Origin of the sequence: Rhodococcus sp. NPDC057135 (genome assembly GCF_042670865.1) — a bacterium.
Lineage (GTDB): Bacteria > Actinomycetota > Actinomycetes > Mycobacteriales > Mycobacteriaceae > Rhodococcus_F.
This window is the reverse complement of record NZ_JBHUUU010000021.1, coordinates 1-19,694: the sequence shown is the minus strand read 5'-3', so window position 1 is coordinate 19,694 and position 19,694 is coordinate 1. Positions and strand designations below refer to the sequence as shown.

Annotated in this window: 19 protein-coding genes; 10 read left to right on the top strand and 9 right to left on the bottom strand. The window is 62.1% G+C overall.

What is annotated here, in order from left to right; genetic code table 11:
• Positions 1–29: 29 nt before the first annotated feature.
• Both trxA and ACFT1A_RS28660 read right to left on the bottom strand, forming a co-directional pair.
• A complete protein-coding gene (trxA, locus tag ACFT1A_RS28665; protein WP_214890358.1) occupies positions 30–401 on the bottom strand; it encodes a thioredoxin in 372 nt (123 codons plus the stop codon).
• A gap of 74 nt (positions 402–475) precedes the next feature.
• The gene (locus ACFT1A_RS28660; protein ID WP_378449765.1) at positions 476–1,471 is read right to left on the bottom strand and encodes a helix-turn-helix domain-containing protein; all 996 of its coding nucleotides are present in this window, start codon (positions 1,469–1,471) and stop codon (positions 476–478) included.
• Between the two features lie 213 nt (positions 1,472–1,684).
• Between ACFT1A_RS28660 and ACFT1A_RS28655 the strand changes: the two genes are divergently transcribed.
• Positions 1,685–2,614: a DMT family transporter gene (locus ACFT1A_RS28655; protein WP_378449764.1), complete on the top strand. Its 930-nt coding sequence runs from the start codon at positions 1,685–1,687 to the stop codon at positions 2,612–2,614.
• On the opposite strand, the gene ACFT1A_RS28650 is transcribed toward ACFT1A_RS28655, so the two are convergent.
• A complete protein-coding gene (locus ACFT1A_RS28650; RefSeq protein ID WP_378449763.1) occupies positions 2,559–3,134 on the bottom strand; it encodes a 2'-5' RNA ligase family protein in 576 nt (191 codons plus the stop codon). The two genes, ACFT1A_RS28655 and ACFT1A_RS28650, sit on opposite strands and share 56 nt — an antisense overlap.
• Between ACFT1A_RS28650 and ACFT1A_RS28645 the strand changes: the two genes are divergently transcribed.
• The 4 genes from ACFT1A_RS28645 to ACFT1A_RS28630 all read left to right on the top strand — a co-directional run bounded on the left by ACFT1A_RS28645 (position 3,100) and on the right by ACFT1A_RS28630 (position 6,990).
• A complete protein-coding gene (locus ACFT1A_RS28645) occupies positions 3,100–4,197 on the top strand; it encodes an isocitrate/isopropylmalate dehydrogenase family protein (RefSeq protein ID WP_378449762.1) in 1,098 nt (365 codons plus the stop codon). The genes ACFT1A_RS28650 and ACFT1A_RS28645 overlap by 35 nt on opposite strands.
• A gap of 194 nt (positions 4,198–4,391) precedes the next feature.
• Complete coding sequence (locus ACFT1A_RS28640) at positions 4,392–5,276, top strand: ABC transporter substrate-binding protein (protein WP_378449761.1); 885 nt, start codon at positions 4,392–4,394, stop codon at positions 5,274–5,276.
• Positions 5,276–6,232: an amino acid ABC transporter permease gene (locus ACFT1A_RS28635; RefSeq protein ID WP_378449760.1), complete on the top strand. Its 957-nt coding sequence runs from the start codon at positions 5,276–5,278 to the stop codon at positions 6,230–6,232. Before ACFT1A_RS28640 ends, ACFT1A_RS28635 begins: the two co-directional genes overlap by 1 nt.
• Entirely contained in the window at positions 6,229–6,990 is a 762-nt protein-coding gene (locus tag ACFT1A_RS28630) for an amino acid ABC transporter ATP-binding protein (protein WP_003944053.1), read from the top strand. The genes ACFT1A_RS28635 and ACFT1A_RS28630 overlap by 4 nt, the downstream gene beginning before the upstream one ends.
• Before the next feature lie 3 nt (positions 6,991–6,993).
• On the opposite strand, the gene ACFT1A_RS28625 is transcribed toward ACFT1A_RS28630, so the two are convergent.
• Positions 6,994–7,839: a class I SAM-dependent methyltransferase gene (locus ACFT1A_RS28625; RefSeq protein WP_378449759.1), complete on the bottom strand. Its 846-nt coding sequence runs from the start codon at positions 7,837–7,839 to the stop codon at positions 6,994–6,996.
• 354 nt (positions 7,840–8,193) lie between these two features.
• On the opposite strand from ACFT1A_RS28625, the gene rpsA reads away from it, so the two are divergent.
• Positions 8,194–9,681 (top strand): 30S ribosomal protein S1, encoded by a 1,488-nt coding sequence (gene rpsA, locus ACFT1A_RS28620; protein WP_230813265.1) that lies wholly within the window; start codon positions 8,194–8,196, stop codon positions 9,679–9,681.
• 174 nt (positions 9,682–9,855) lie between these two features.
• Here the strand turns inward: rpsA and ACFT1A_RS28615 are convergent, their stop codons facing one another.
• On the bottom strand, positions 9,856–10,071 hold the full coding sequence (locus ACFT1A_RS28615; RefSeq protein ID WP_003944056.1) for a hypothetical protein: 216 nt from the start codon (positions 10,069–10,071) through the stop codon (positions 9,856–9,858).
• Positions 10,072–10,230: 159 nt separating this feature from the next.
• Between ACFT1A_RS28615 and coaE the strand changes: the two genes are divergently transcribed.
• The gene (gene coaE / locus ACFT1A_RS28610; RefSeq protein ID WP_378449758.1) at positions 10,231–11,445 is read left to right on the top strand and encodes a dephospho-CoA kinase; all 1,215 of its coding nucleotides are present in this window, start codon (positions 10,231–10,233) and stop codon (positions 11,443–11,445) included.
• 4 nt (positions 11,446–11,449) lie between these two features.
• Here coaE and ACFT1A_RS28605 read toward each other — a convergent pair whose 3' ends face one another.
• Positions 11,450–11,968, bottom strand: a complete 519-nt coding sequence (locus ACFT1A_RS28605; RefSeq protein ID WP_378449757.1) for a DUF402 domain-containing protein — start codon at positions 11,966–11,968, stop codon at positions 11,450–11,452.
• An 86-nt stretch (positions 11,969–12,054) separates the two neighbouring features.
• On the opposite strand from ACFT1A_RS28605, the gene uvrB reads away from it, so the two are divergent.
• The 3 genes from uvrB to ACFT1A_RS28590 all read left to right on the top strand — a co-directional run bounded on the left by uvrB (position 12,055) and on the right by ACFT1A_RS28590 (position 15,779).
• A complete protein-coding gene (gene uvrB / locus ACFT1A_RS28600) occupies positions 12,055–14,217 on the top strand; it encodes an excinuclease ABC subunit UvrB (RefSeq protein ID WP_019748629.1) in 2,163 nt (720 codons plus the stop codon).
• Positions 14,218–14,262: 45 nt separating this feature from the next.
• The gene (locus ACFT1A_RS28595; protein ID WP_378449756.1) at positions 14,263–15,138 is read left to right on the top strand and encodes a hypothetical protein; all 876 of its coding nucleotides are present in this window, start codon (positions 14,263–14,265) and stop codon (positions 15,136–15,138) included.
• A gap of 188 nt (positions 15,139–15,326) precedes the next feature.
• A complete protein-coding gene (locus tag ACFT1A_RS28590) occupies positions 15,327–15,779 on the top strand; it encodes a universal stress protein (protein WP_019748627.1) in 453 nt (150 codons plus the stop codon).
• Position 15,780: 1 nt separating this feature from the next.
• Here ACFT1A_RS28590 and ACFT1A_RS28585 read toward each other — a convergent pair whose 3' ends face one another.
• The 3 genes from ACFT1A_RS28585 to ACFT1A_RS28575 form a co-directional block, all read right to left on the bottom strand.
• Positions 15,781–16,188: a hypothetical protein gene (locus ACFT1A_RS28585; RefSeq protein ID WP_378449804.1), complete on the bottom strand. Its 408-nt coding sequence runs from the start codon at positions 16,186–16,188 to the stop codon at positions 15,781–15,783.
• A gap of 138 nt (positions 16,189–16,326) precedes the next feature.
• Complete coding sequence (locus tag ACFT1A_RS28580) at positions 16,327–18,609, bottom strand: HelD family protein (RefSeq protein WP_378449755.1); 2,283 nt, start codon at positions 18,607–18,609, stop codon at positions 16,327–16,329.
• 132 nt (positions 18,610–18,741) lie between these two features.
• Positions 18,742–19,674 carry a DoxX family membrane protein gene (locus ACFT1A_RS28575; RefSeq protein WP_378449754.1) on the bottom strand — a complete coding sequence of 311 codons (933 nt, stop codon included), beginning with the start codon at positions 19,672–19,674 and terminating at the stop codon, positions 18,742–18,744.
• Between the last annotated feature and the right edge of the window lie 20 nt (positions 19,675–19,694).

The window sequence follows — 19,694 nt, the reverse complement described above, 5'->3', positions numbered from 1 at the left end:
TCATTCGATTCCGGCCCAGCCTTCTTTCGCTACTCGGCAGAGGCGGTCTGCTCTGCGATCTGCTTGCGGACCTCGTCCATGTCGAGTGCCTTGACCTGAGTCACCAGCTCTTCGAGCTGAGCGGCGGGAAGTGCGCCGGCCTGGTTGAACACGAGAACGCCTTCACGGAAGGCCATGATCGTGGGGATGGAGCGGATGTTGGCTGCCGCCGCGATTCCCTGCTCGGCCTCGGTGTCCACCTTGGCGTGAACGACGTCGCTGTGCTTCTCGGAGGAGGCTTCGAACGTCGGCGCGAACTGGCGGCACGGGCCGCACCAGGAAGCCCAAAAGTCCACGAGGACGACGTCGCTGCCGTTGATCGTTTCGTCGAAGTTCTGCTGGGTGAGTGTCTGGGTGGCCACAGGGGTCCTTTCCATTGTGCGGGCTGTTGGTGTGTGCAACGCCCCGGAACCGCTGATTCTTCCCTGAGTGGATTTCAGCTTGCGTTCTCGGTCGCCCGAAACGTCCGGCGGTACGCCTGGGGCGTGGTGCAACGCAGGCGGATGAAGTGCTGGCGAAGTACGGCGCCGCCGCCGAATCCGACGCGTTCTGCGATGACGTCGACGGAGAGGTCCGAATTCTCGAGTAGTTGCTGGGCGGCCAGTACTCGCTGATCGCTGAGCCAACGCGCGGGGGTAGTCCCTGTTTCCGCCTGGAAACGACGCGCAAAGGTGCGAGCGGACATGTTCGCTCGCGCTGCAACCATGCCGACAGTGAGGTCGACGGCGAGGTTCTCCGTCATCCAGTCGAGGAGCGGGGCAAGAGTTGCGCTAGGCGTCGAGGTGAGGGGAGTGGCGACGTACTGAGCCTGTCCGCCGTCACGATGGGGCGGTACCACCATCCTTCTCGCGATGCCGTTGGCCACGCGAGAGCCCTGTTCCTTGCGGACGATGTGCAGGCACAGATCGATTCCTGCTGCGGTGCCGGCGCTGGTGAACACCGGATCTTCGTCCACGTACAGCACGTCCGGATCGACCTTGGCTTCCGGATACGTCTGGGCCAGCCTTTCGGCGTGACGCCAATGCGTCGTGCATCGCTTCCCGTCCAGCAGTCCCGCCGCCCCGAGGACAAACGCGCCGGTGCACAGGCTGGCCACCTTGGCGCCCCGGGCCACGGCCTCACGGAGCTTGATCAGCAGGGGATCGACACTCGAGTCGGGACTCGGTGAGCACATGTACGCGTCGCCTGCGTCGTAGGTGCCACCGGCGGAAACGACGATGAGATCGGCGTCATCGAGAGAGTCGAGGTTGTACGGAACATCGATGTTGTAGCCGAAGCGTGTTCGGATCGGGCCCGGAACTGCGGCGATCAGAGAGAAGTCGTACGTCGGGAGGCCGTCGTCGGATCGGTCGAAGCCGAATACTTCACATGCCACGCCGAGTTCGAACGCCTCGGTCATCGGCATCAGTGGGACCACCACTTTCGCGAGCATCTTTCGAGTGTGACAGAAAAACGGCAAAGTGGCAGAAAATCGACCAAGTCTGGCTTTTCTGCCACTATTGAAGGGTGCGGCATTGCGTCAGGCTGGACACATGGCAATCATCGTCATCACTCTCCTGGTCCTCCTGGTCCTGAACGTACTAGCTCTTGCCGGCCGGACGCCCGACACCCGTCACGACGTCAGTCCTCATGGAGACTTCACTCTGTGAGGGTGAGTCTGGTTTTTCAATACACCGCAGCTGCGGTGGTGTGGGGAGCCAGTTTCCTCTTCATGAAGATCGGGCTCGAGGGTTTGTCCTTCACGCAGGTAGTTCTGTGGCGCTTGGTCTTCGGCGCTCTCGCGCTTGTTCTCGTGTCAGCGGTGAGTCGAATCGGCATACCGAGGGACTTTCGCGTCTGGAAACACATGGCGTTTCTCGCAGCGACGCAATGCATCGTGCCGTGGCTGCTGTTCAGTTGGGCCGAGCAGAGCATGTCTTCCGGACTCGCGAGTATCTACAACGCCACCACACCATTGATGACTATGGCTGTCTCGCTTGCCTTTCTGCCGGGTGAGACGCTGACGCGATACAAATCGCTGGGGTTGCTGCTCGGATTCGCCGGAGTGCTGATCGTGTTGGCGCCGTGGAATCTCGGCGTCGGCGGAAGCCTCAGTGCTCAGATCGCCTGCCTGGGAGCGACTGCGTCGTACGGGATTTCGTTTGTCTACCTCAGACGCTTCGTGCTTCCGCTCGGGATCGACACCCGTACTATCGCGCTATTGCAGATCTGTATCGGTGCACTCGTGATGGTCCTTGCCTCTCCGGTCATCGCGAATACACCGATGCATCTGACGCCGGCAGTTGTCCTGTCGATGATCGCGCTGGGCGCGCTGGGGACTGGGCTCGCGTTCATCTGGAACACCAATGTGGTTCAAGGGTGGGGGCCGACTGCAGCGTCGACTGTCACCTACCTCAGCCCAGTAGTGGGCGTGGCGCTCGGGGCAATAGTGTTGAACGAGAGGATCGGCTGGAATCAGCCGGTTGGTGCACTCGCGGTGATCGCGGGAATCCTGGTGACCCGACGAGCAACCCGATCTGTCACAGTGGCGGCGTCAGTAACCATTCCGTCTTCTGTTCGCCGTCCCAGCGCCTGATCGCTCCACTGCGCCCGTGAATCACGTCGGTGCCGACCAGCGCGATGGCCTCACCCAGACGTGCAGGTTCGACGCGCCGGGCGAGCGTCACATGCGGCGTCCACCCGCCGGGCTCGACGTGGGCGGGAAGCGCAGTCGAGCCGACTGTTGCTTCGGCTAACTCTCGGTGCAGGTGAAGGAGCGCGCGCGAAGGAATGACCGAGCGGGCCAAGACCATCTGCTTGCCGCCGAATACGACGTAGCCACCCAGCCGGATCTCGAAGTCCGGGGCCGAGAAGCGTCGCTTCAACAGTTCGTCGATCTCCGCGGGGATCTCGCGGGCGACGAACAGCGTGATGTGCGGGCGGTTGGACGGGCTGTGATGGGAGGCCTGACTTGGGAATCCGGCGTCGGCGAGAAGCTGCCATTGCGCGCGGACTGCCGACTCACTCACCGGATCGAGGAGCAATTCCACCGACTGGACCATGGTGAGCAATGATTGCCTGATGACAGGTGCGAGCGCAATCGGTACGCCGGCCATGCGGCTGGGACTCATGCACGGCGACGGAATCGGCCACGAAATCGTCCCGGCGACACGGCAGATCGTGGACGCGGCGTTGTCAGCGGTTCATGCGCCGCCCGTCGAGTGGGTCGAGCTTCCGCTCGGGAGCACGGCCATCGACAGCCACGGCACACCGATTCCCGACGAGACCGTCGATGCGTTGGAGCTGCTGCAGGGTTGGATTCTCGGACCCCACGACAGTGCGTCGTATCCGGAGAGGTTTCGCGGACAACTCACACCCGGCGGCGTCATCCGGAAGAAGTTCGAGTTGTTCGCGAACATTCGACCGGCAGCAGCGTTTCCCGGTGTCAAGGCGATGGTCCCCGACATGGATCTGGTGATCGTCCGCGAGAACACCGAGGGGTTGTACGCGGACCGGAACATGGCAGTCGGCAGCGGCGAATTCATGCCGACGCCCGACATCGCCTTGGCAGTCGGTGTGTTCACGCGCGCCGCATGTGAACGGATCGCACGCACTGCCTTCGCGTTGGCGTCGCGTCGGCGCAATCACGTCACGATCGTCCACAAGGCCAACGTCCTCACGCTGACCACCGGCCTCTTCCGCGACGCCTGCCGAACCGTCGCCGCAGAGTTCCCACACGTAGTCGTCGACGACGAGCACGTCGACGCGATGGCGGCGCACCTGGTTCGACGCGGCGGCGACTTCGACGTCGTAGTGACCGAAAACATGTTCGGCGACATATTGTCCGATCTGGCGGGCGAGCTGTCCGGATCACTCGGAACCGCGCCGTCGATCAACGCTTCCGAGACGCAGGTCATGGCTCAGGCCGCGCACGGTGCAGCACCCGACATCGCCGGGAAGAATCGCGCGAACCCAACGGCACTGTTCCTCTCGAGCGCGATGATGCTCGACTGGCTCGGTGATGCGCGTGGCGATCGGTTGTTGTCTGCGGCGGCAGGCCGGATTTCGGACGCCGTTCGCACGACCATCGCGTCGGGCATCGCCACCGCCGACCTCGGCGGTTTGGAATCGACCAGCGAATTTTCCGAAGTCGTGTACGCACACACTCTGCGTCGCTGATTCTTGTACGACAGGCCGGAATCTTGCGAAGTCGGCGACGGTGGAACTCCTGCCGTAACCTACCGTTCGACTGAATTTCGGATGGACGTTGCAAGTGCGGCGATCGACGAGTGGAGAGCAGAGTCGTGGTCGGTGAAAACGCACGGGTACCAAGGCCACGTGGCTGGGGTAGTGGCGTGGGTAGTGGCGGGGGAATGCGTGCCAACCTGGTGCGAGTCCTGTTGGTGGGCTTGATCGTCGCTCTGTGCGGTGGGTGCGTCACCAACAACGAGGGTCTCGTTCCCGAAGGACCTCCACTCGATATCCAGAAGGTGCCGGAAATCGCTGCTCTCCTGCCGCCCAAGGTGACGGAGTCGGGCAAGCTGCAGGTCGGGGTGAACATTCCGTACGCCCCAAACGAATTCAAAGATGAGAATGGCAATATCGTCGGCTTCGACGTCGACGTCATGAACGCAGTGGCGACCGTGCTCGGGGTCGAAGCTGTCTTCAACCAAGCCGACTTCGACAAGATCATCCCTGCCATCCAGTCGGGAAGCTACGACCTCGGCATGTCTTCGTTCACCGACACCAAGGAGCGGGAGAAGACGGTCGACTTCGTCACGTACTACAGCGCGGGTATCCAGTGGGCGCAACGTCCGGACAATCCCGTCGATCCCAACAATGCGTGCGGATTGCGGGTTGCGGTGCAGACCACAACCACCGAGGACATCGACGAAGTACCTGCCAAGAGCGAGGCGTGCGTTGCCGCGGGCAAGCCGCCGATCGACAAGATCAAGTACGACAGCCAGGACGATGCGGCCAACGCGCTCATTCTCGGTCGAGTCGACGCGCTGTCCGCTGACTCGCCAGTGACCGGCTATGCGATCAAACGGAGCAAGGGGCGGATGGAAGCTGCGGGAGAACCCTTTGATTCGGCGCCGTACGGCTGGCCGATCGTGAAGGGTTCCGCCCTTGGACCCGCCCTGCAACAGGCAATGCAATACCTGATCGACAACGGCGTCTATCAACAGATCGCGCAGACCTGGAGTGTCGAGGCCGGCGTCATCGAAGTATCCAAGATCAACGGCGCGGAGAGCTGATGAACATGACAACAACTGAGACTGGCGAGCCTGCGCCGATCAAGGCGATTCCACTGCGTAGACCGGGGCGGTGGGTCGCAGCAGTCGTGGTGCTGGTTCTGGTGGGGCTCTTTCTCTATGGTTCAGCGACCAATGAACAGTTCGGCTGGGCGACCTACCGCCAGTACCTCTTCGACGCTCGAATTTCGAAGGCGGCCTGGGTCACCATTCAACTGACTGTCTTGTCGATGGCGGCCGCGATCCTTCTGGGCATCGTCCTCGCGGTAATGCGGCTGTCGCCGAACCCGGTGTTGAAGTCCGCTGCCTGGGTGTATTTGTGGGTCTTCCGCGGTACACCCGTCTACGTCCAGCTTGTCTTCTGGGGTCTCTTCCCGTCCATATACAAGAGCATCGATCTCGGTGTTCCGTTCGTCCACCAGTTCGTGCACTTCGACATGCAAGATCTCCAGGCGGCGTTCCTCTTCGCGGTCATCGGACTCGCATTGAACGAGGCGGCGTACATGGCCGAGATCGTCCGTGCTGGTATCGCCTCGGTCAACGAAGGTCAAACCGAAGCGTCAGTGGCTTTGGGAATGACGTGGGGTCAGACGATGCGGCGAACGGTCCTTCCGCAGGCGATGCGGGTAATCATCCCACCGACCGGCAATGAATTGATCAGCTTGCTCAAGACGACTTCGCTGGTGACAGCCGTGCCGCTGAGTACCGAACTCTACGGGCGTGCGAGAGACATATCCGGTGCAAATTTCGAGCCGATCCCTCTCTTGATGGTCGCGGTTACGTGGTACCTCGCAATGACCAGTGTCCTCATGGTGGGCCAGTACTACGTCGAACGCCACTATTCGAAAGGGTCGACGAGGACGCTCACCACTCGCCAACTTCAGGCACTCGCCGACGCACAGGGCAAAGAAACGGTAGTGGAGACACTCCCGGATATTCCAGGAGGAGAACGCAGATGACACCGATGGTGAAGGCAGACCGAGTCTGTAAGAACTTCGGCGCGCTCGAGGTTCTCAAAGGGGTCTCACTCGAAATCGACCCTGGCCAAGTTCTGTGCCTTGTCGGACCATCAGGGTCGGGCAAGTCGACGTTCCTGCGCTGTATCAATCACCTCGAGCAGGTCAACGCCGGCCGTCTGTACGTCGACGGCGACCTGGTGGGCTACTCGGAGAAGAACGGCAAGCTGTACGAACTCCACCCGCGAGCAGCGGCCAAACAACGCCGCGACATCGGGATGGTGTTTCAGCACTTCAACCTGTTCCCGCACCGCACCGCTCTCGAGAACATCATCGAAGCGCCGACGCAGGTCAAGCGCGTCAGCAAGAAGAAGGCCGTCGAACGAGCGAAGGACCTCCTCGATCAGGTCGGGTTGAGCGCCAAAGCCAACGCGTACCCGGCCCAGTTGTCGGGCGGTCAGCAGCAGAGAGTTGCCATCGCCCGCGCTCTCGCGATGGACCCCAAGCTGATGCTGTTCGACGAGCCGACGTCCGCGCTCGACCCCGAACTGGTCGGTGAAGTTCTCACGGTGATGAAGCAGTTGGCCAAAGAGGGCATGACGATGGTGGTCGTCACCCACGAGATGGGTTTCGCCCGCGAGGTCGCAGATCAGTTGGTGTTCATGGACGGCGGAGTTGTGGTCGAGGCAGGCGAGCCCCGCGAACTCCTGGCCAATCCGCAGCACGATCGGACCAAGGCGTTCCTGTCGAAACTGCTGTAGCCGTCAGGGTTTGACGGCGCTGAAAATTGCAGTGCCCGGAAAGAGTTGGCCGCGGAGGGGACTCCACTGTCCCCATTCGCGGTCCAACCACTCCGGCCATTCGGGCTCGATGATGTCGCGGATCTGAAGTCCGGCCGCGACGATCTCACGGACCCGGTCACCGATGGTTCGGTGATGCTCGACGTAGGTGGGGACTCCGTTGTCGTCGACCTCGACGTACGGGGTGCGGTCGAAGTAGGGGAGCGTTGCCGTCAATCCCTTGGGCCCGGGATCGTCGGGGAAGATCCATCGGATCGGATGGTTGACCGCGAAGACCCACGATCCGCCGGGACGCAGAACTCGGGCGACCTCGTTCATGACCCGTTGTGAATCGGCCACGAACGGCACGGCTCCGAAGGCCGAACAGACGATGTCGAAACTCTCGTCGGCAAACGGCAGGAGTTCGGCACTCGCCTGAATCAACGGGACTGCCGGTCCGCCGGCCTTCATTGCGTCCTGTCCGCGCGCCAGCATCCCCATCGAGATGTCGAGGCCGACGGCCCGAGCGCCGTGTCCGGCGAGCCATCGGGCACAGGGAGCCGAGCCGCAACCGACCTCCAAGATGTCTTTGTCGACTATGTCGCCCAGCAAGTGATGATCGCCCTCGTGCAGTCCTTCGGGGCACCAGACGAATTCACCTTCTGCGCTGTTCACGCCCAGAAACTCGCCGTGGGTTCTGTGGTAATCGTCGGCGTCGGCGTCCCACCACGCGCGGCTGGCGCGGTCGCTTGCACTCGAATCGACACGGACCCGGCCGACACCGCTGGTACCGAGAATGGAATTGGCGGCGGCATGGCGCTCGTCAGACATGAACAACACAGTAGAACGGGTGACTCGGCCGCAGGGTACCCGGGTTTGCCCGGCAAGATAGCCGACGCGTAGTCTTACCCACGCGAGTGTCTGTCATCCGACCGATTGTCTATACGAGGTCTTTACCAAGATCATCTTGGCCAGGATCTCGGAGTCAGTCGGAACGAGAGAGCTCGCGGTGCGGTTCTGCGGTGTGGAATGTGATCCGGTATTCGGTTGTTCGTTATTGATGCAGCTGGGTACATAGATCTAGTACTTCCAAAAAAGTACTTCCAACATTTGTACGCCACAGTTGCGCATCTCGTCCGACAAAATCCATCAACCGACCACAACTCGTCCGGAGCAATTCAACATATGCCCTCCACAACCGTCACCTCGCCGCAGGTTGCCATTAACGACATTGGCTCCGCCGAGGACTTCCTCGCCGCCATCGATGCCACGATCAAGTACTTCAACGATGGTGACATCGTCGAAGGAACCATCGTCAAGGTCGACCGCGACGAGGTTCTGCTCGACATCGGTTACAAGACCGAAGGCGTCATCCCTTCTCGTGAGCTCTCCATCAAGCACGACGTCGACCCCAACGAGGTCGTCTCCGTGGGAGATGCGGTCGAGGCTCTCGTCCTCACCAAGGAGGACAAAGAAGGTCGACTGATCCTGTCGAAGAAGCGCGCTCAGTACGAGCGTGCCTGGGGCACCATCGAGGAGCTCAAGGAGAAGGACGAGGCCGTCAAGGGCACCGTCATCGAGGTCGTCAAGGGCGGCCTCATCCTTGACATCGGTCTTCGTGGCTTCCTCCCCGCTTCGCTCGTCGAAATGCGTCGCGTCCGCGACCTCCAGCCGTACGTCGGCAAGGAGATCGAGGCCAAGATCATCGAGCTCGACAAGAACCGCAACAACGTGGTCCTGTCGCGCCGCGCATGGCTCGAGCAGACTCAGTCCGAGGTTCGCAGCGAATTCCTGCACCAGCTCCAGAAGGGCCAGGTCCGCAAGGGCGTCGTGTCCTCCATCGTCAACTTCGGTGCATTCGTGGACCTGGGCGGCGTAGACGGTCTGGTTCACGTTTCCGAGCTGTCTTGGAAGCACATCGATCACCCGTCCGAGGTTGTCGAGGTCGGCACCGAGGTCACCGTCGAGGTTCTCGACGTCGACCTGGACCGCGAGCGCGTCTCCCTGTCGCTCAAGGCAACGCAGGAAGATCCGTGGCGTCAGTTCGCCCGCACGCACGCCATCGGTCAGATCGTGCCCGGCAAGGTCACGAAGCTGGTTCCGTTCGGTGCATTCGTGCGCGTCGAAGAGGGAATCGAAGGCCTCGTTCACATCTCGGAGCTCGCTGAGCGCCACGTCGAGGTTCCGGACCAGGTTGTCGGCGTCGGCGACGATGCACTCGTCAAGGTCATCGACATCGACCTCGAGCGTCGTCGTATCTCGCTGTCGCTGAAGCAGGCCAACGAGGATTACAACGCCGAGTTCGATCCGTCCAAGTACGGCATGGCCGACTCGTACGACGATCAGGGCAACTACATCTTCCCCGAGGGCTTCGATCCCGAGACCAACGAATGGCTCGAGGGCTTCGACAAGCAGCGTGAAGAGTGGGAGAACCGCTACGCCGAGGCTGAGCGTCGCCACAAGATGCACACCACTCAGATGGAGAAGACTGCTGCAGACGAGGCCGCTGAGGCTGCCACCGCTGCTGCCGGCTACTCCTCGGAGACGGCTGCTGCAGACGACACCGAGGCTCCGGCTGCTGCCGGCTCCGCTCCGGCCGAGTCTGCTGGCGGATCGCTTGCCAGCGATGCACAGCTCGCCGCACTTCGCGAGAAGCTGTCGGGCAACGCATAAGGATTACCGCTTGATCTGATCAAGCGAGATCTGTGAAGAACCCCGCCCCTGCATTTGCAGGGGCGGGGTTCTTTCTCTGTCAGGTATCACTTGCCGGCGCAAGATTGCGTGAGTGAACACAAAAATGACCGGCACCGAATGGTTGCCGGTCATTTTGTATATCGTGAAGAGAACTCAGTTTGCGGGAGCAGGCACCCAATAGGTGGCGGTGGCTTCGGCTGTGCGCTTACGCATCGATGCGAAGCTGTGTCGGCCTTGGCTCACGAGCATCGTGAACCACGTACGACGGTGCTCTGCCAGGGCAAAAGCAACTTCGGGAAACTCTATGCAGTGCACGCCGTTCGGCATTCCGAGGCGGTGCTGACCGTGATGGTCGCGATCTGCTCGCATGGCGTCCACTTTCTCGAGAAGTTGCAGGTACAGGTGCGTTCGCTAGAACATAACCGCACGGTCACCGAAATTGTGGTATTTGAGCCTCGAAGGCCTCGGCGTGTTCGATCCGTAGGCGTGTCTGAATCTCTCGGGCGCGGAGATGAGAGACTGTCGAGTGTGTTGAGAGTAGGCCTCACTGGAGGCATCGGAGCCGGTAAGTCGACAGTGTCGAAAATCCTCAGCGAACTGGGAGCCGTCATCGTCGATGCCGACTTGATCGCCCGAGAAGTGGTCGAGCCCGGTACTCCTGGACTTGCCGCTCTGGTCGATGCATTCGGCGACGGGATTCTGTCCGAGGACGGCAGCCTCAACCGCCCCGCGTTGGCGTCGTTGGCGTTTGCCGACGACACGTCACGCGGAACTCTGAACGGCATCCTTCACCCACTGATCGGTGCGCGGACGATGGAGCAGATCTCGTCCGCGCCGTCGGATGCAGTGCTCGTTCAAGACATTCCGCTCTTGGTCGAGGGTTCCATGGCGCCGGCATTCAACCTGGTCGTCATCGTCTACGTCGACGAGGAGGAGCGAGTTCGACGCCTCGTGGGCTCACGCGGTATGCCGGAATCCGACGCGCGTGCGCGCATCGCGGCGCAGGCAAGTGACGATCAGCGTCGTGCTGTTGCCGACGTGTGGCTCGACAACAGCGGCGAGCCGGGTTCTCTTGACGACGTGGTCCGCGACCTGTGGGCGAATCGACTTGTTCCCTTCGAGAAGAACCTCCGCGAGGGCACGGTGGTGCGCGCGCTTCCCGAGCTGACTCCAGCTGACCCGTCGTGGCCGGCGCAGGCGGAACGAATCATCGGCCGGTTGTCACTGGCGGCCGGTGACCGCGCGCGCCGTATCGATCACATCGGATCGACCGCAGTGCCTGGTCTCGATGCCAAGGACGTGATCGATATTCAGATCACTGTCGAGCACCTCGGCGTTGCCGACGACCTCGCGCAGGATCTGGCCGCTGCCGGGTTCCCCCGGATCGAGCACATCGTCGCTGACGACCCGAAACCGTCGTACCTCGGTGGCGAGACCGATCCGGCGGTGTGGGCGAAGCGAATTCACGGCAGCGCCGATCCAGGCCGCCGCGCGAACATCCACATTCGGGTGGACGGTTGGCCGGGTCAGCAGTTCGCGATCCTCTTCCGTGACTGGCTTCGCGCCGACGCATCGGCGCGTGCCGAGTACGCCGAACTCAAGGTCAAGGCGGCTGCGAGCGCTGCCGGCATCGACGACTACGCCTCGGCGATCGACGCCTATTTGGGGGTCAAGACCCCGTGGTTCGACGCCGCATTCCACCGGGCGTGGGAATGGGCCGAGAAATCGGGCTGGTCCCTCTAACGGCTCAGCGCCACGTGACCGGCATGCCCAACGAGTCCAGCCAGGCGTCGAGGTTGTGATCGTGGGCGGCGATACCGTCGATGGCTCGGGCAGCGTTCAGCATTGCGCGCTCGGACGTCTTCGGGTCCAGGATGCCGGCGGTGTTTGCCTCGAGTAACTCGTCGACGTCGAGCAATTCGATGCTGTGTCCGGTCTGCACGATCAGGTCGAGGTAGTGGTCCTCGGATGTCCAGACCTGGTCGCTGCGAGTGAAGTCACCGATGTCGACGTAGAAATCCCAGTCTCGGGCGTGCTCGGGGGTGAAGTGGAAAATCGATGCCCGAATTCCGAGTTCGGGAATGATCCAGGACTCGAGATAGTGAAACTGGGGATGGTCGGCGTGGCGCGCCATGTACAGCCCCCACGGTTCCTCGCGGTAGTGCTCGACCGGGCGAACGAAACCCTTGGGATCGACGTTGATACGAGCTGCGATGTCGAAGGTTTCGACCTTCGGCTGGTGAATGTGGGGACGTTCCTCGCTCATGGTCGAAGAACCTACCGCCGAAGTGCATTTTCAGCTGAATGCGGACGAGCAGGCATTGTGTCGGTGGGTGCGCTTACCCTGGTTTCATGGCGTTTGCTTCCGAACATCCCGTGGTCGCGCATTCCGAGTTTCGTCCGGTTGGTGACATCGAGCGCTCAGATGCGCGCTTCGAGGTCGTCAGTCCGTACGAACCGGCAGGCGATCAGCCGGCGGCTATCGCCGAGCTGGAAAAACGGATCAACGAGGGGGAGAAGGACGTTGTCCTCCTCGGTGCGACCGGTACCGGTAAGTCCGCGACCACAGCGTGGTTGATCGAAAAGTTGCAACGCCCCGCTCTGGTGATGGCTCCGAACAAGACTTTGGCTGCTCAGCTCGCGAACGAGCTTCGGGAAATGCTTCCCAACAATGCGGTCGAGTACTTCGTCTCGTACTACGACTACTACCAACCCGAGGCGTACATCGCCCAGACCGACACCTACATCGAGAAGGATTCATCGGTCAACGACGACGTGGAGCGGCTGCGCCACTCGGCGACGTCCAGCCTTCTCTCACGACGGGACGTGGTCGTGGTGGCCTCGGTGTCGTGCATCTACGGCCTCGGTACGCCGCAGTCGTACCTCGATCGCTCGATTCAGCTCGACGTCGGTGTCGAGGTACCGCGCGATGCGTTCCTGCGTCTACTCGTCGATGTCCAGTACAACCGCAACGACATGGCGTTCACGCGAGGTTCGTTCCGCGTGCGCGGCGACACGGTCGAGATCATTCCGTCCTACGAAGAGTTGGCGGTACGCATCGAATTCTTCGGTGACGAGATCGAAGCGCTGTACTACCTGCATCCACTGACCGGTGACATCGTTCGTCAGGTCGACACGGTCCGTATCTTTCCGGCGACGCACTACGTCGCCGGCCCTGAACGCATGGAGCGTGCGGCCAAGGACATCGAGGCAGAACTCGAAGAGCGGCTCGCCGAACTGGAGGGCAAGGGCAAGCTTCTCGAAGCTCAGCGTCTGCGCATGCGAACGCAGTACGACCTCGAGATGATCAAGCAGGTCGGGTTCTGCTCCGGCATCGAGAACTACTCGCGCCACATCGACGGCCGTGGTCCTGGAACTGCCCCCGCAACCCTGATCGACTATTTCCCCGAAGATTTCCTTCTGGTCATCGACGAGTCGCACGTGACCGTCCCGCAGATCGGCGCCATGTACGAAGGCGATATGTCGCGCAAGCGCAACCTGGTCGAATTCGGATTCCGGCTACCGTCGGCCACCGACAACCGCCCTCTGACGTGGGAAGAATTCAGTAAGCGGATCGGTCAGACCGTCTACCTGTCGGCAACCCCCGGCAAGTACGAGTTGGGTCAGTCCGGCGGTGAGTTCGTCGAGCAGGTGATTCGCCCGACCGGATTGATCGACCCCGAGGTCATCGTCAAACCCACCAAGGGGCAGATCGACGATCTCGTTCACGAGATCCGTGAGCGCGCCGAACGCGACGAGCGCGTGCTGGTGACGACTCTGACCAAGAAGATGTCGGAAGACCTGACCGACTACCTTCTCGAACTCGGTATTCGCGTCCGGTATCTGCACTCGGATATCGATACGCTCCGGCGAGTCGAGCTGCTCCGGCAGCTCCGCCTGGGGGAGTACGACGTGCTGGTCGGCATCAACCTCCTGCGTGAGGGACTCGACCTTCCCGAGGTGTCGTTGGTCGCGATCCTCGATGCCGACAAGGAAGGCTTCCTCCGTAGCTCCACCAGCCTCATTCAGACGATTGGTCGAGCGGCTCGAAATGTGTCCGGCCAAGTGCACATGTATGCGGACAAGATCACCGCATCCATGGCGCAGGCGATCGAGGAAACCGAGCGACGGCGCGAGAAGCAAGTCGCCTACAACGAGAAGATGGGCGTCGACCCACAACCGCTACGCAAGAAGATCGCGGACATTCTCGATCAGGTGTACGAGGAGGCAGAGGACACTGCGGCGTCCGTGGACGTCGGTGGTTCGGGTCGCAACGCGACGCGTGGTCGGCGCGCGCAGGGTGAGGCCGGTCGCGCGGTCAGTGCCGGTGTGTACGAGGGGCGCGACACCAAGTCGATGCCTCGCGCCGAATTGGCGGATCTGGTCAAGGAACTCACCGATCAGATGATGAATGCTGCACGTGACCTTCAGTTCGAGTTGGCTGGGCGATTGCGAGACGAAATCTCGGATTTGAAGAAGGAACTTCGAGGGATGGACGCCGCAGGCCTCAAGTAGGTTGCCTCGCGCACGTTCGTGCTCGCGCCCGCTACGGTTTCAGGTATGGATGCACAGACTGCAGGCAAGACCGCGCGGACTCTCGAACTTCTTCACTCGCTGGCGTACTTCGTGCCTGAGACGGAGAAGGAACTTGTCGGCGTCGGGTTGGAGCCTGGCCGAATGGTGTACTTCGCGGGGCGGTCAGCGCCGCTCGGCGCTCCACCCGCGACTGTCGTCACGGCCACCTTCTTCAACTTCAATCCTGAATTGATCGCCAGTGTCATTCCGCGTGCCTGGGAATTGGCAAGGGCCACAGAGGTTGTCGCGGCGCGGTATCGAGCAATCGACGCGGCGTACGTCCGCCTGTTCGGTGCAGATGTGACGGGGTCGGCGGACATGGCCGAGGCCGCCGAACTCGTCTCGATCGCGGCTCAGAACATTCCCGGAGTGGACGGCCGCCCGCTGTACGCGGGTTGGGCGTCGCTCGACTGGCCGACCGAACCACACCTGCGTTTCTGGCATGCGCTGACACTGCTCCGTGAGTATCGCGGCGACGGCCACATTGCGGCCCTTCAGACCGCGGGATTGAACGGACTGGACGCGTTGATCACGCACACAGCCACGGGAATCGGTTTTCAGCGTAAGTTCGCACAGACTCGCCGCGGGTGGTCGCAGGAACAGTGGGACGAGGCAGTGGAGAGCCTGAAGGATAGTGAACTGCTCGACCGTTCGTCCGGTGCGCTGACCGAGGACGGGCAGGAACTGCGCGACGTCGTCGAAGACCTGACGGACGATCTTGCCCTGGCCCCGTGGGATGCGCTCGGAGAAGAAGGTGCCAAGCGATTGCTGGAATTGGCGTCGCCATGGCGTGCTGCCCTGGTCGAGCAGGAAGTTTTCCCGGCGGCGCTGTTCGGGCCTCGCTTCGGCAAACTTCGCTGATCGGTCACTGTAGGACAATTGTGTCTGTGACTGATGAGCACATTCACTGTGAGCTTGTGGCGTGTACTGCAAATAACACTATCCGCGGCACAATCCCGCTAATGTCAGCGCAGCGGTTGTCGAGCGGGCGCAACAGCGTTGCGCCCGGTGCCGGCCGTACCGTCCGTCCCGTAACCATGGAGGAATGAATGAGTGCCTACCGGACCGTTGTCGTAGGAACCGATGGCTCCGAGTCGTCACTGAAGGCAGTCGACAGAGCTGCCGCCATCGCCAGTGGCTCGGACGCTCAGCTTGTCATCGCGTGTGCGTACTACCCGGCTGATCCCAAGGACGTGAGCGCTGCCGCTGACGCATTGGGTAACGAGGCCTACCAGGTCACCGGTTCCGCTCCGACCTACGAGATCCTTCGTACGGCGCGAGAGCGTGCACACGCCCAGGGCGCCAAGGACGTTGTCGAACGCGCCATCGTCGGCGCTCCCGTCGAATCGCTTCTTGCTTTGCTCGACGAGGTCAAGGGCGATTTGCTTGTCGTCGGAAATCGCGGATTGAACACTCTGACCGGGCGTCTGCTCGGTTCGGTGCCTTCCGATGCCGCGCGCAAGGCGACGTCCGACGTTCTGATCGTGCACACCGTTCGCTGATTTACCGGCAGTAGTCGGCCTCGGCCGCATCGACGAACACTTCAGCCAGCTGATCGGCGCTGGGAAGTGGCGTCGATGCGGCCGAGCCGTTTCCGCTCGTGATCACCTGTTCGCTCGCTCCATTGAGTGATACCTGCCGCAGATTCGCGATGATCGTCTCTCGATCCGTGCCGGCCGCGAGCTGCTGGCAGACGCCGTCACCGAGCGCCTGCAACATGTCGTCGGAAAACGCGGGGTTCACCCCGGACGACGCGATCGCCGCTCGCAGACGTTCGGCGTCGTCCACCGGGGTTTCTGTGGGTGCGGCAGCAACAGCAGCGATGTCGTCGCTGCCCGCAGCTGCTGTCGAACTCGAATCATCTTCTGAACAACCTGCGGTCACCGCTGCCAGCATCCCGACACCGATCATCACGCGACAGATTTTGCGGATGGGTGGGGCGGAACTTGCGGGCAGGCCAAGCACGAGAGGTCATTCCTTCAGTCGTCGACACAAATTGGGGTGACATCCACGATTCGAGGTGTCACGCACGAACCTACTCCGTAGGGCTCACGAATCGAAGGTCAGCTCTGCGGCCTCGATGCCGTCGAGAACCGCGGGGAGCGACTCGATGTGAATGATGCCGAGCCTCTGGGTGGCTCGGGTCAACGCGACGTAGAGGTCGTTCATTCCACGGGGTGACTCGTCGAGAATGTCGGCGGGTTCGACTATCAACACGGTGTCGAACTCGAGCCCCTTGACGTCCTTGACCGACAGGACGCTCACGGTCTCGCTCGCAAGGCCTGCCAGATCGGCAACAATCCCGGCGCCGGCGATCACGGCGGTGATCCCGGGATGTGACTCGGACTCGATGCAGCGGCGCACGGTCGATTCCAATTCTTCGACCGTGGTCTTGAGTGCCCACGGCGCGAATCCGCTGTCGCGCACCGACCGGGGCACCGACTGCTCCGGGTCGATCTCTTCGAGCACGCGGTGAGCGACATCCATGATCTCCGACGGAGTTCGGTAGTTCACGGTCAGTTCGGTGAGCTTCCAGCGCTTGGCGACGTAAGGCTCGAGGATCGTCTGCCAGGACGAGGTTCCCGCAGGATCACCGGTCTGTGCCGTATCGCCGACCAACGTCATCCACCGATTCGGTATGCGCCGCATCAGCATTCGCCACGCCATCTCGGAGAGCTCTTGGGCTTCGTCGACGATCACGTGACCGTAGGTCCAGGTTCGGTCGCCGGCAGCGCGCTCCGCCGTGGTCTGGCGCTGGCCTTGATCGTGGCGCTGGGCGAGTTGGCTGGCGTCGATCAAGTCGTACGCCATCAGGATCTCCGGATCCATCTCGTCCTCGAGGTCCTGTGGTGCGGAGCCGGTAAGGATGTCGAGAGCACCCTGGGCGTCGGCGATCTGTGCACGCCATTCGCGTTGTGCGCGTTCGCGTTCGGCGGCATCGTCGACGCCGAGGATCTCGGCGAGTTCGTCGAGAAGGGGAGCGTCGGCCGCACTGAATCCTGGCCCGACGCTCTGCAGAAGCTCGTCGCGTTGTCCGTCGTCGAGTTGCGGCGCTGCCTTGGCCAACCTCGCCGGAGACGTCCACAGTTCCGCGAGGATTTGCTGTGGCGACAATTCTGGCCAGAGCTTTCCGATAGCGGACATGATGTCGGAGTCCTCGCGCATCTCGTCGCGAATGTCGGCGATGTCGTCCCGGCTGAGGAGTGAGCCGCCGTCGACGAGGTTTCCGCCGATGAGTTCGGCCATCTGCAGCGCCAACGCCTCGATGACCGCTGCTACGAAGATCGGGCGCGCCAGGTTGTGTGGGCGACGCGACGATCGAGCCCGACCGCGCGCCTTCGTGACGGTTTTGCGATCCAGCTTCAAGTCGTACGTGTCGAATCGCAGGGTGATCGGCTTGGACGGAACTTCCTGTCGATCCCTGACGGCGTTCTTGAGCACGTCGAGAATTGCGAGCGAACCCTTGATCTCACCGGCGGCGAGGGAATCGGTACGTGTTGCGCGCACTCCGGGGTACAGGTCACCAATCGTCGAGAGCAGGACGCCGGTCTCACCGAGTGAAGGGAGGACCTGGCTGATGTAGTCGAGGAAGGTCGCGTTCGGCCCGATGATGAGAACGCCGGCCTTGGCCAATTGCTGACGGTACGTGTAGAGCAAGAAGGCGGCACGGTGAAGTGCGACAGCTGTTTTGCCGGTACCCGGACCGCCCTGGACCACCAGAACGCTCTTGTGTTCGGAGCGGATGATGGCATCCTGCTCGCTCTGGATGGTCTCGACGATGTCGTTCATCTGGCCCGTACGTGCTGCGTTCAGAGCATCCAGGAGTGCGCTCTCACCGGCGACGCCGCCGGCTTCGGTGACTACTCCGGCGGCGCGGGCTGCATCGAGGTCCAGGTATTCGTCGTTGATGCCCGTGACCGTGCGGCTACGGCTGCGAATATGGCGGCGCCGCTTCACACCTTCAGGTGCCGCCGGCGTCGCCAGATAGAACGGCCGTGCCATCGGGGCACGCCAGTCGAGGAGCAGCGTTTCGTAGTCGTTGTCGGTGTCCAGAATTCCGAGTCGGCCGACGTAGCGTCGCTCGTCGTCGAAGTCGATGCGTCCGAAACACATTCCGTTCTCGGCTGCGTCGTACTTGGCGAGATCCTCGGTGTACATGGCATTGAAGGATTCGCGTTCACTGCGTGCCTGCGGGGTGCCGCCGGTCTCGAGGAGGACCGTGCTCAAGCGTGTTTGGGCATACTTTCGAAGATCGTCGAGACGGGAGTACAGCATCGTCACGTACTGCTGCTCGAGCTCTTGCTCGTTCAGTGACGGGTCCGCGTCGGGCAAAGGATCTCCTAGGCTTGATGAGAAATTCATGCGCTGCAAAAGCGCCAAGACAGTCTAGTTCCCCCAGATGAACTGCCGCATAGATACAGGTCAGGCCACCCGAAGGTGGCCTGACCGTGATTTTCGGTGCACTCAGTGCGTCAATTCGTCCTTCTTGGCGCGAGCCTTTTCGAGTGCCTTCTCGGCGCGCTTGCGGGCCCGCTTACCCAGCACCTCGGTCTGTTCCGACGCCGTTTCTGCCCACTCGTTGCTCTTCTCGAGCGCGAGTTCGGCGAACTCGGAGCTGCGCTTGCTCGCCAGCTCGGCCAGTTCGGCGCTGCGCTCGCGTGCGGTCTCGGCCAGTTCGGAGCCGCGCTTCTGCGCGACTTCGAGGATGTCTGGGCCGCGCTCCTTGGCGACCTCGCTGAATTCAGCGGCACGCTTGCTCGCGATCTCCGCGAACTCGGAACCACGCCCCTTGGCGAGTTCGAGCCAATCCGTTCCGTGTGCCTTCGCGGTTTCGGCCAGTTCGGAACCGCGCTCGGATGCCACCGACAAAGCATGTTCGACGCGATCGCTCGTGTGATCGGTCTGCGATGCGACCAACGGAAGCGCCGCGGCGATAGACGCCTGTGCCTTCCTCGCGGCGCGGCGGCCACGCCAACCGAGCGACGGCTTGCCCTCGGTGTCGACGGACGCGATCATCAGTCCGCCGAGCAAGCTGACGTTCTTGATGAAGTTGGTGCGCTGCATCGCTCGCAGTGACGGATCGGTTTCGTTCCAGAAGTCGTGGCCGGCCAGTGTGGTGGGCACCAGGCTTCCGGCGAGGACCAACGACGCGAGCCGCGGAGCCTTGCCCGTGGCGAGCAGGGCACCGCCACCGATCTGGACCGCGGCGTTGATCTTGACGAGTGTTTCCGGATCAGCAGGCACCTTCTGCGTCACTGCTCCTGGCAGCGTCTCGACGGATTTGTCGATCAGGGGTGACGCTTTGGCTGCTCGCTGAGCGGAGTTGCGCAAAGCATCGATTCCCCCGGCGATGAAGATCGTGGAAAGCAGTGGACGAGCAATTCGACGTACCAGCATGTTTCAAGCCTCCCGATGTA

What these genes read in the sequence shown, in the direction of transcription:
- ACFT1A_RS28660 (WP_378449765.1), bottom strand. Translation starts at nt 1,471, where the DNA reads ATGCTCGCGAAAGTGGTGGTCCCACTGATGCCGATGACCGAGGCGTTC.
- ACFT1A_RS28645 (WP_378449762.1), top strand. Translation starts at nt 3,100, where the DNA reads ATGACAGGTGCGAGCGCAATCGGTACGCCGGCCATGCGGCTGGGACTC.
- ACFT1A_RS28650 (WP_378449763.1), bottom strand. Translation starts at nt 3,134, where the DNA reads ATGGCCGGCGTACCGATTGCGCTCGCACCTGTCATCAGGCAATCATTG.
- ACFT1A_RS28640 (WP_378449761.1), top strand. Translation starts at nt 4,392, where the DNA reads ATGCGTGCCAACCTGGTGCGAGTCCTGTTGGTGGGCTTGATCGTCGCT.
- ACFT1A_RS28635 (WP_378449760.1), top strand. Translation starts at nt 5,276, where the DNA reads ATGAACATGACAACAACTGAGACTGGCGAGCCTGCGCCGATCAAGGCG.
- ACFT1A_RS28630 (WP_003944053.1), top strand. Translation starts at nt 6,229, where the DNA reads ATGACACCGATGGTGAAGGCAGACCGAGTCTGTAAGAACTTCGGCGCG.
- ACFT1A_RS28625 (WP_378449759.1), bottom strand. Translation starts at nt 7,839, where the DNA reads ATGTCTGACGAGCGCCATGCCGCCGCCAATTCCATTCTCGGTACCAGC.
- rpsA (WP_230813265.1), top strand. Translation starts at nt 8,194, where the DNA reads ATGCCCTCCACAACCGTCACCTCGCCGCAGGTTGCCATTAACGACATT.
- ACFT1A_RS28615 (WP_003944056.1), bottom strand. Translation starts at nt 10,071, where the DNA reads ATGCGAGCAGATCGCGACCATCACGGTCAGCACCGCCTCGGAATGCCG.
- ACFT1A_RS28605 (WP_378449757.1), bottom strand. Translation starts at nt 11,968, where the DNA reads ATGAGCGAGGAACGTCCCCACATTCACCAGCCGAAGGTCGAAACCTTC.
- uvrB (WP_019748629.1), top strand. Translation starts at nt 12,055, where the DNA reads ATGGCGTTTGCTTCCGAACATCCCGTGGTCGCGCATTCCGAGTTTCGT.
- ACFT1A_RS28595 (WP_378449756.1), top strand. Translation starts at nt 14,263, where the DNA reads ATGGATGCACAGACTGCAGGCAAGACCGCGCGGACTCTCGAACTTCTT.
- ACFT1A_RS28590 (WP_019748627.1), top strand. Translation starts at nt 15,327, where the DNA reads ATGAGTGCCTACCGGACCGTTGTCGTAGGAACCGATGGCTCCGAGTCG.
- ACFT1A_RS28585 (WP_378449804.1), bottom strand. Translation starts at nt 16,188, where the DNA reads ATGATCGGTGTCGGGATGCTGGCAGCGGTGACCGCAGGTTGTTCAGAA.
- ACFT1A_RS28575 (WP_378449754.1), bottom strand. Translation starts at nt 19,674, where the DNA reads ATGCTGGTACGTCGAATTGCTCGTCCACTGCTTTCCACGATCTTCATC.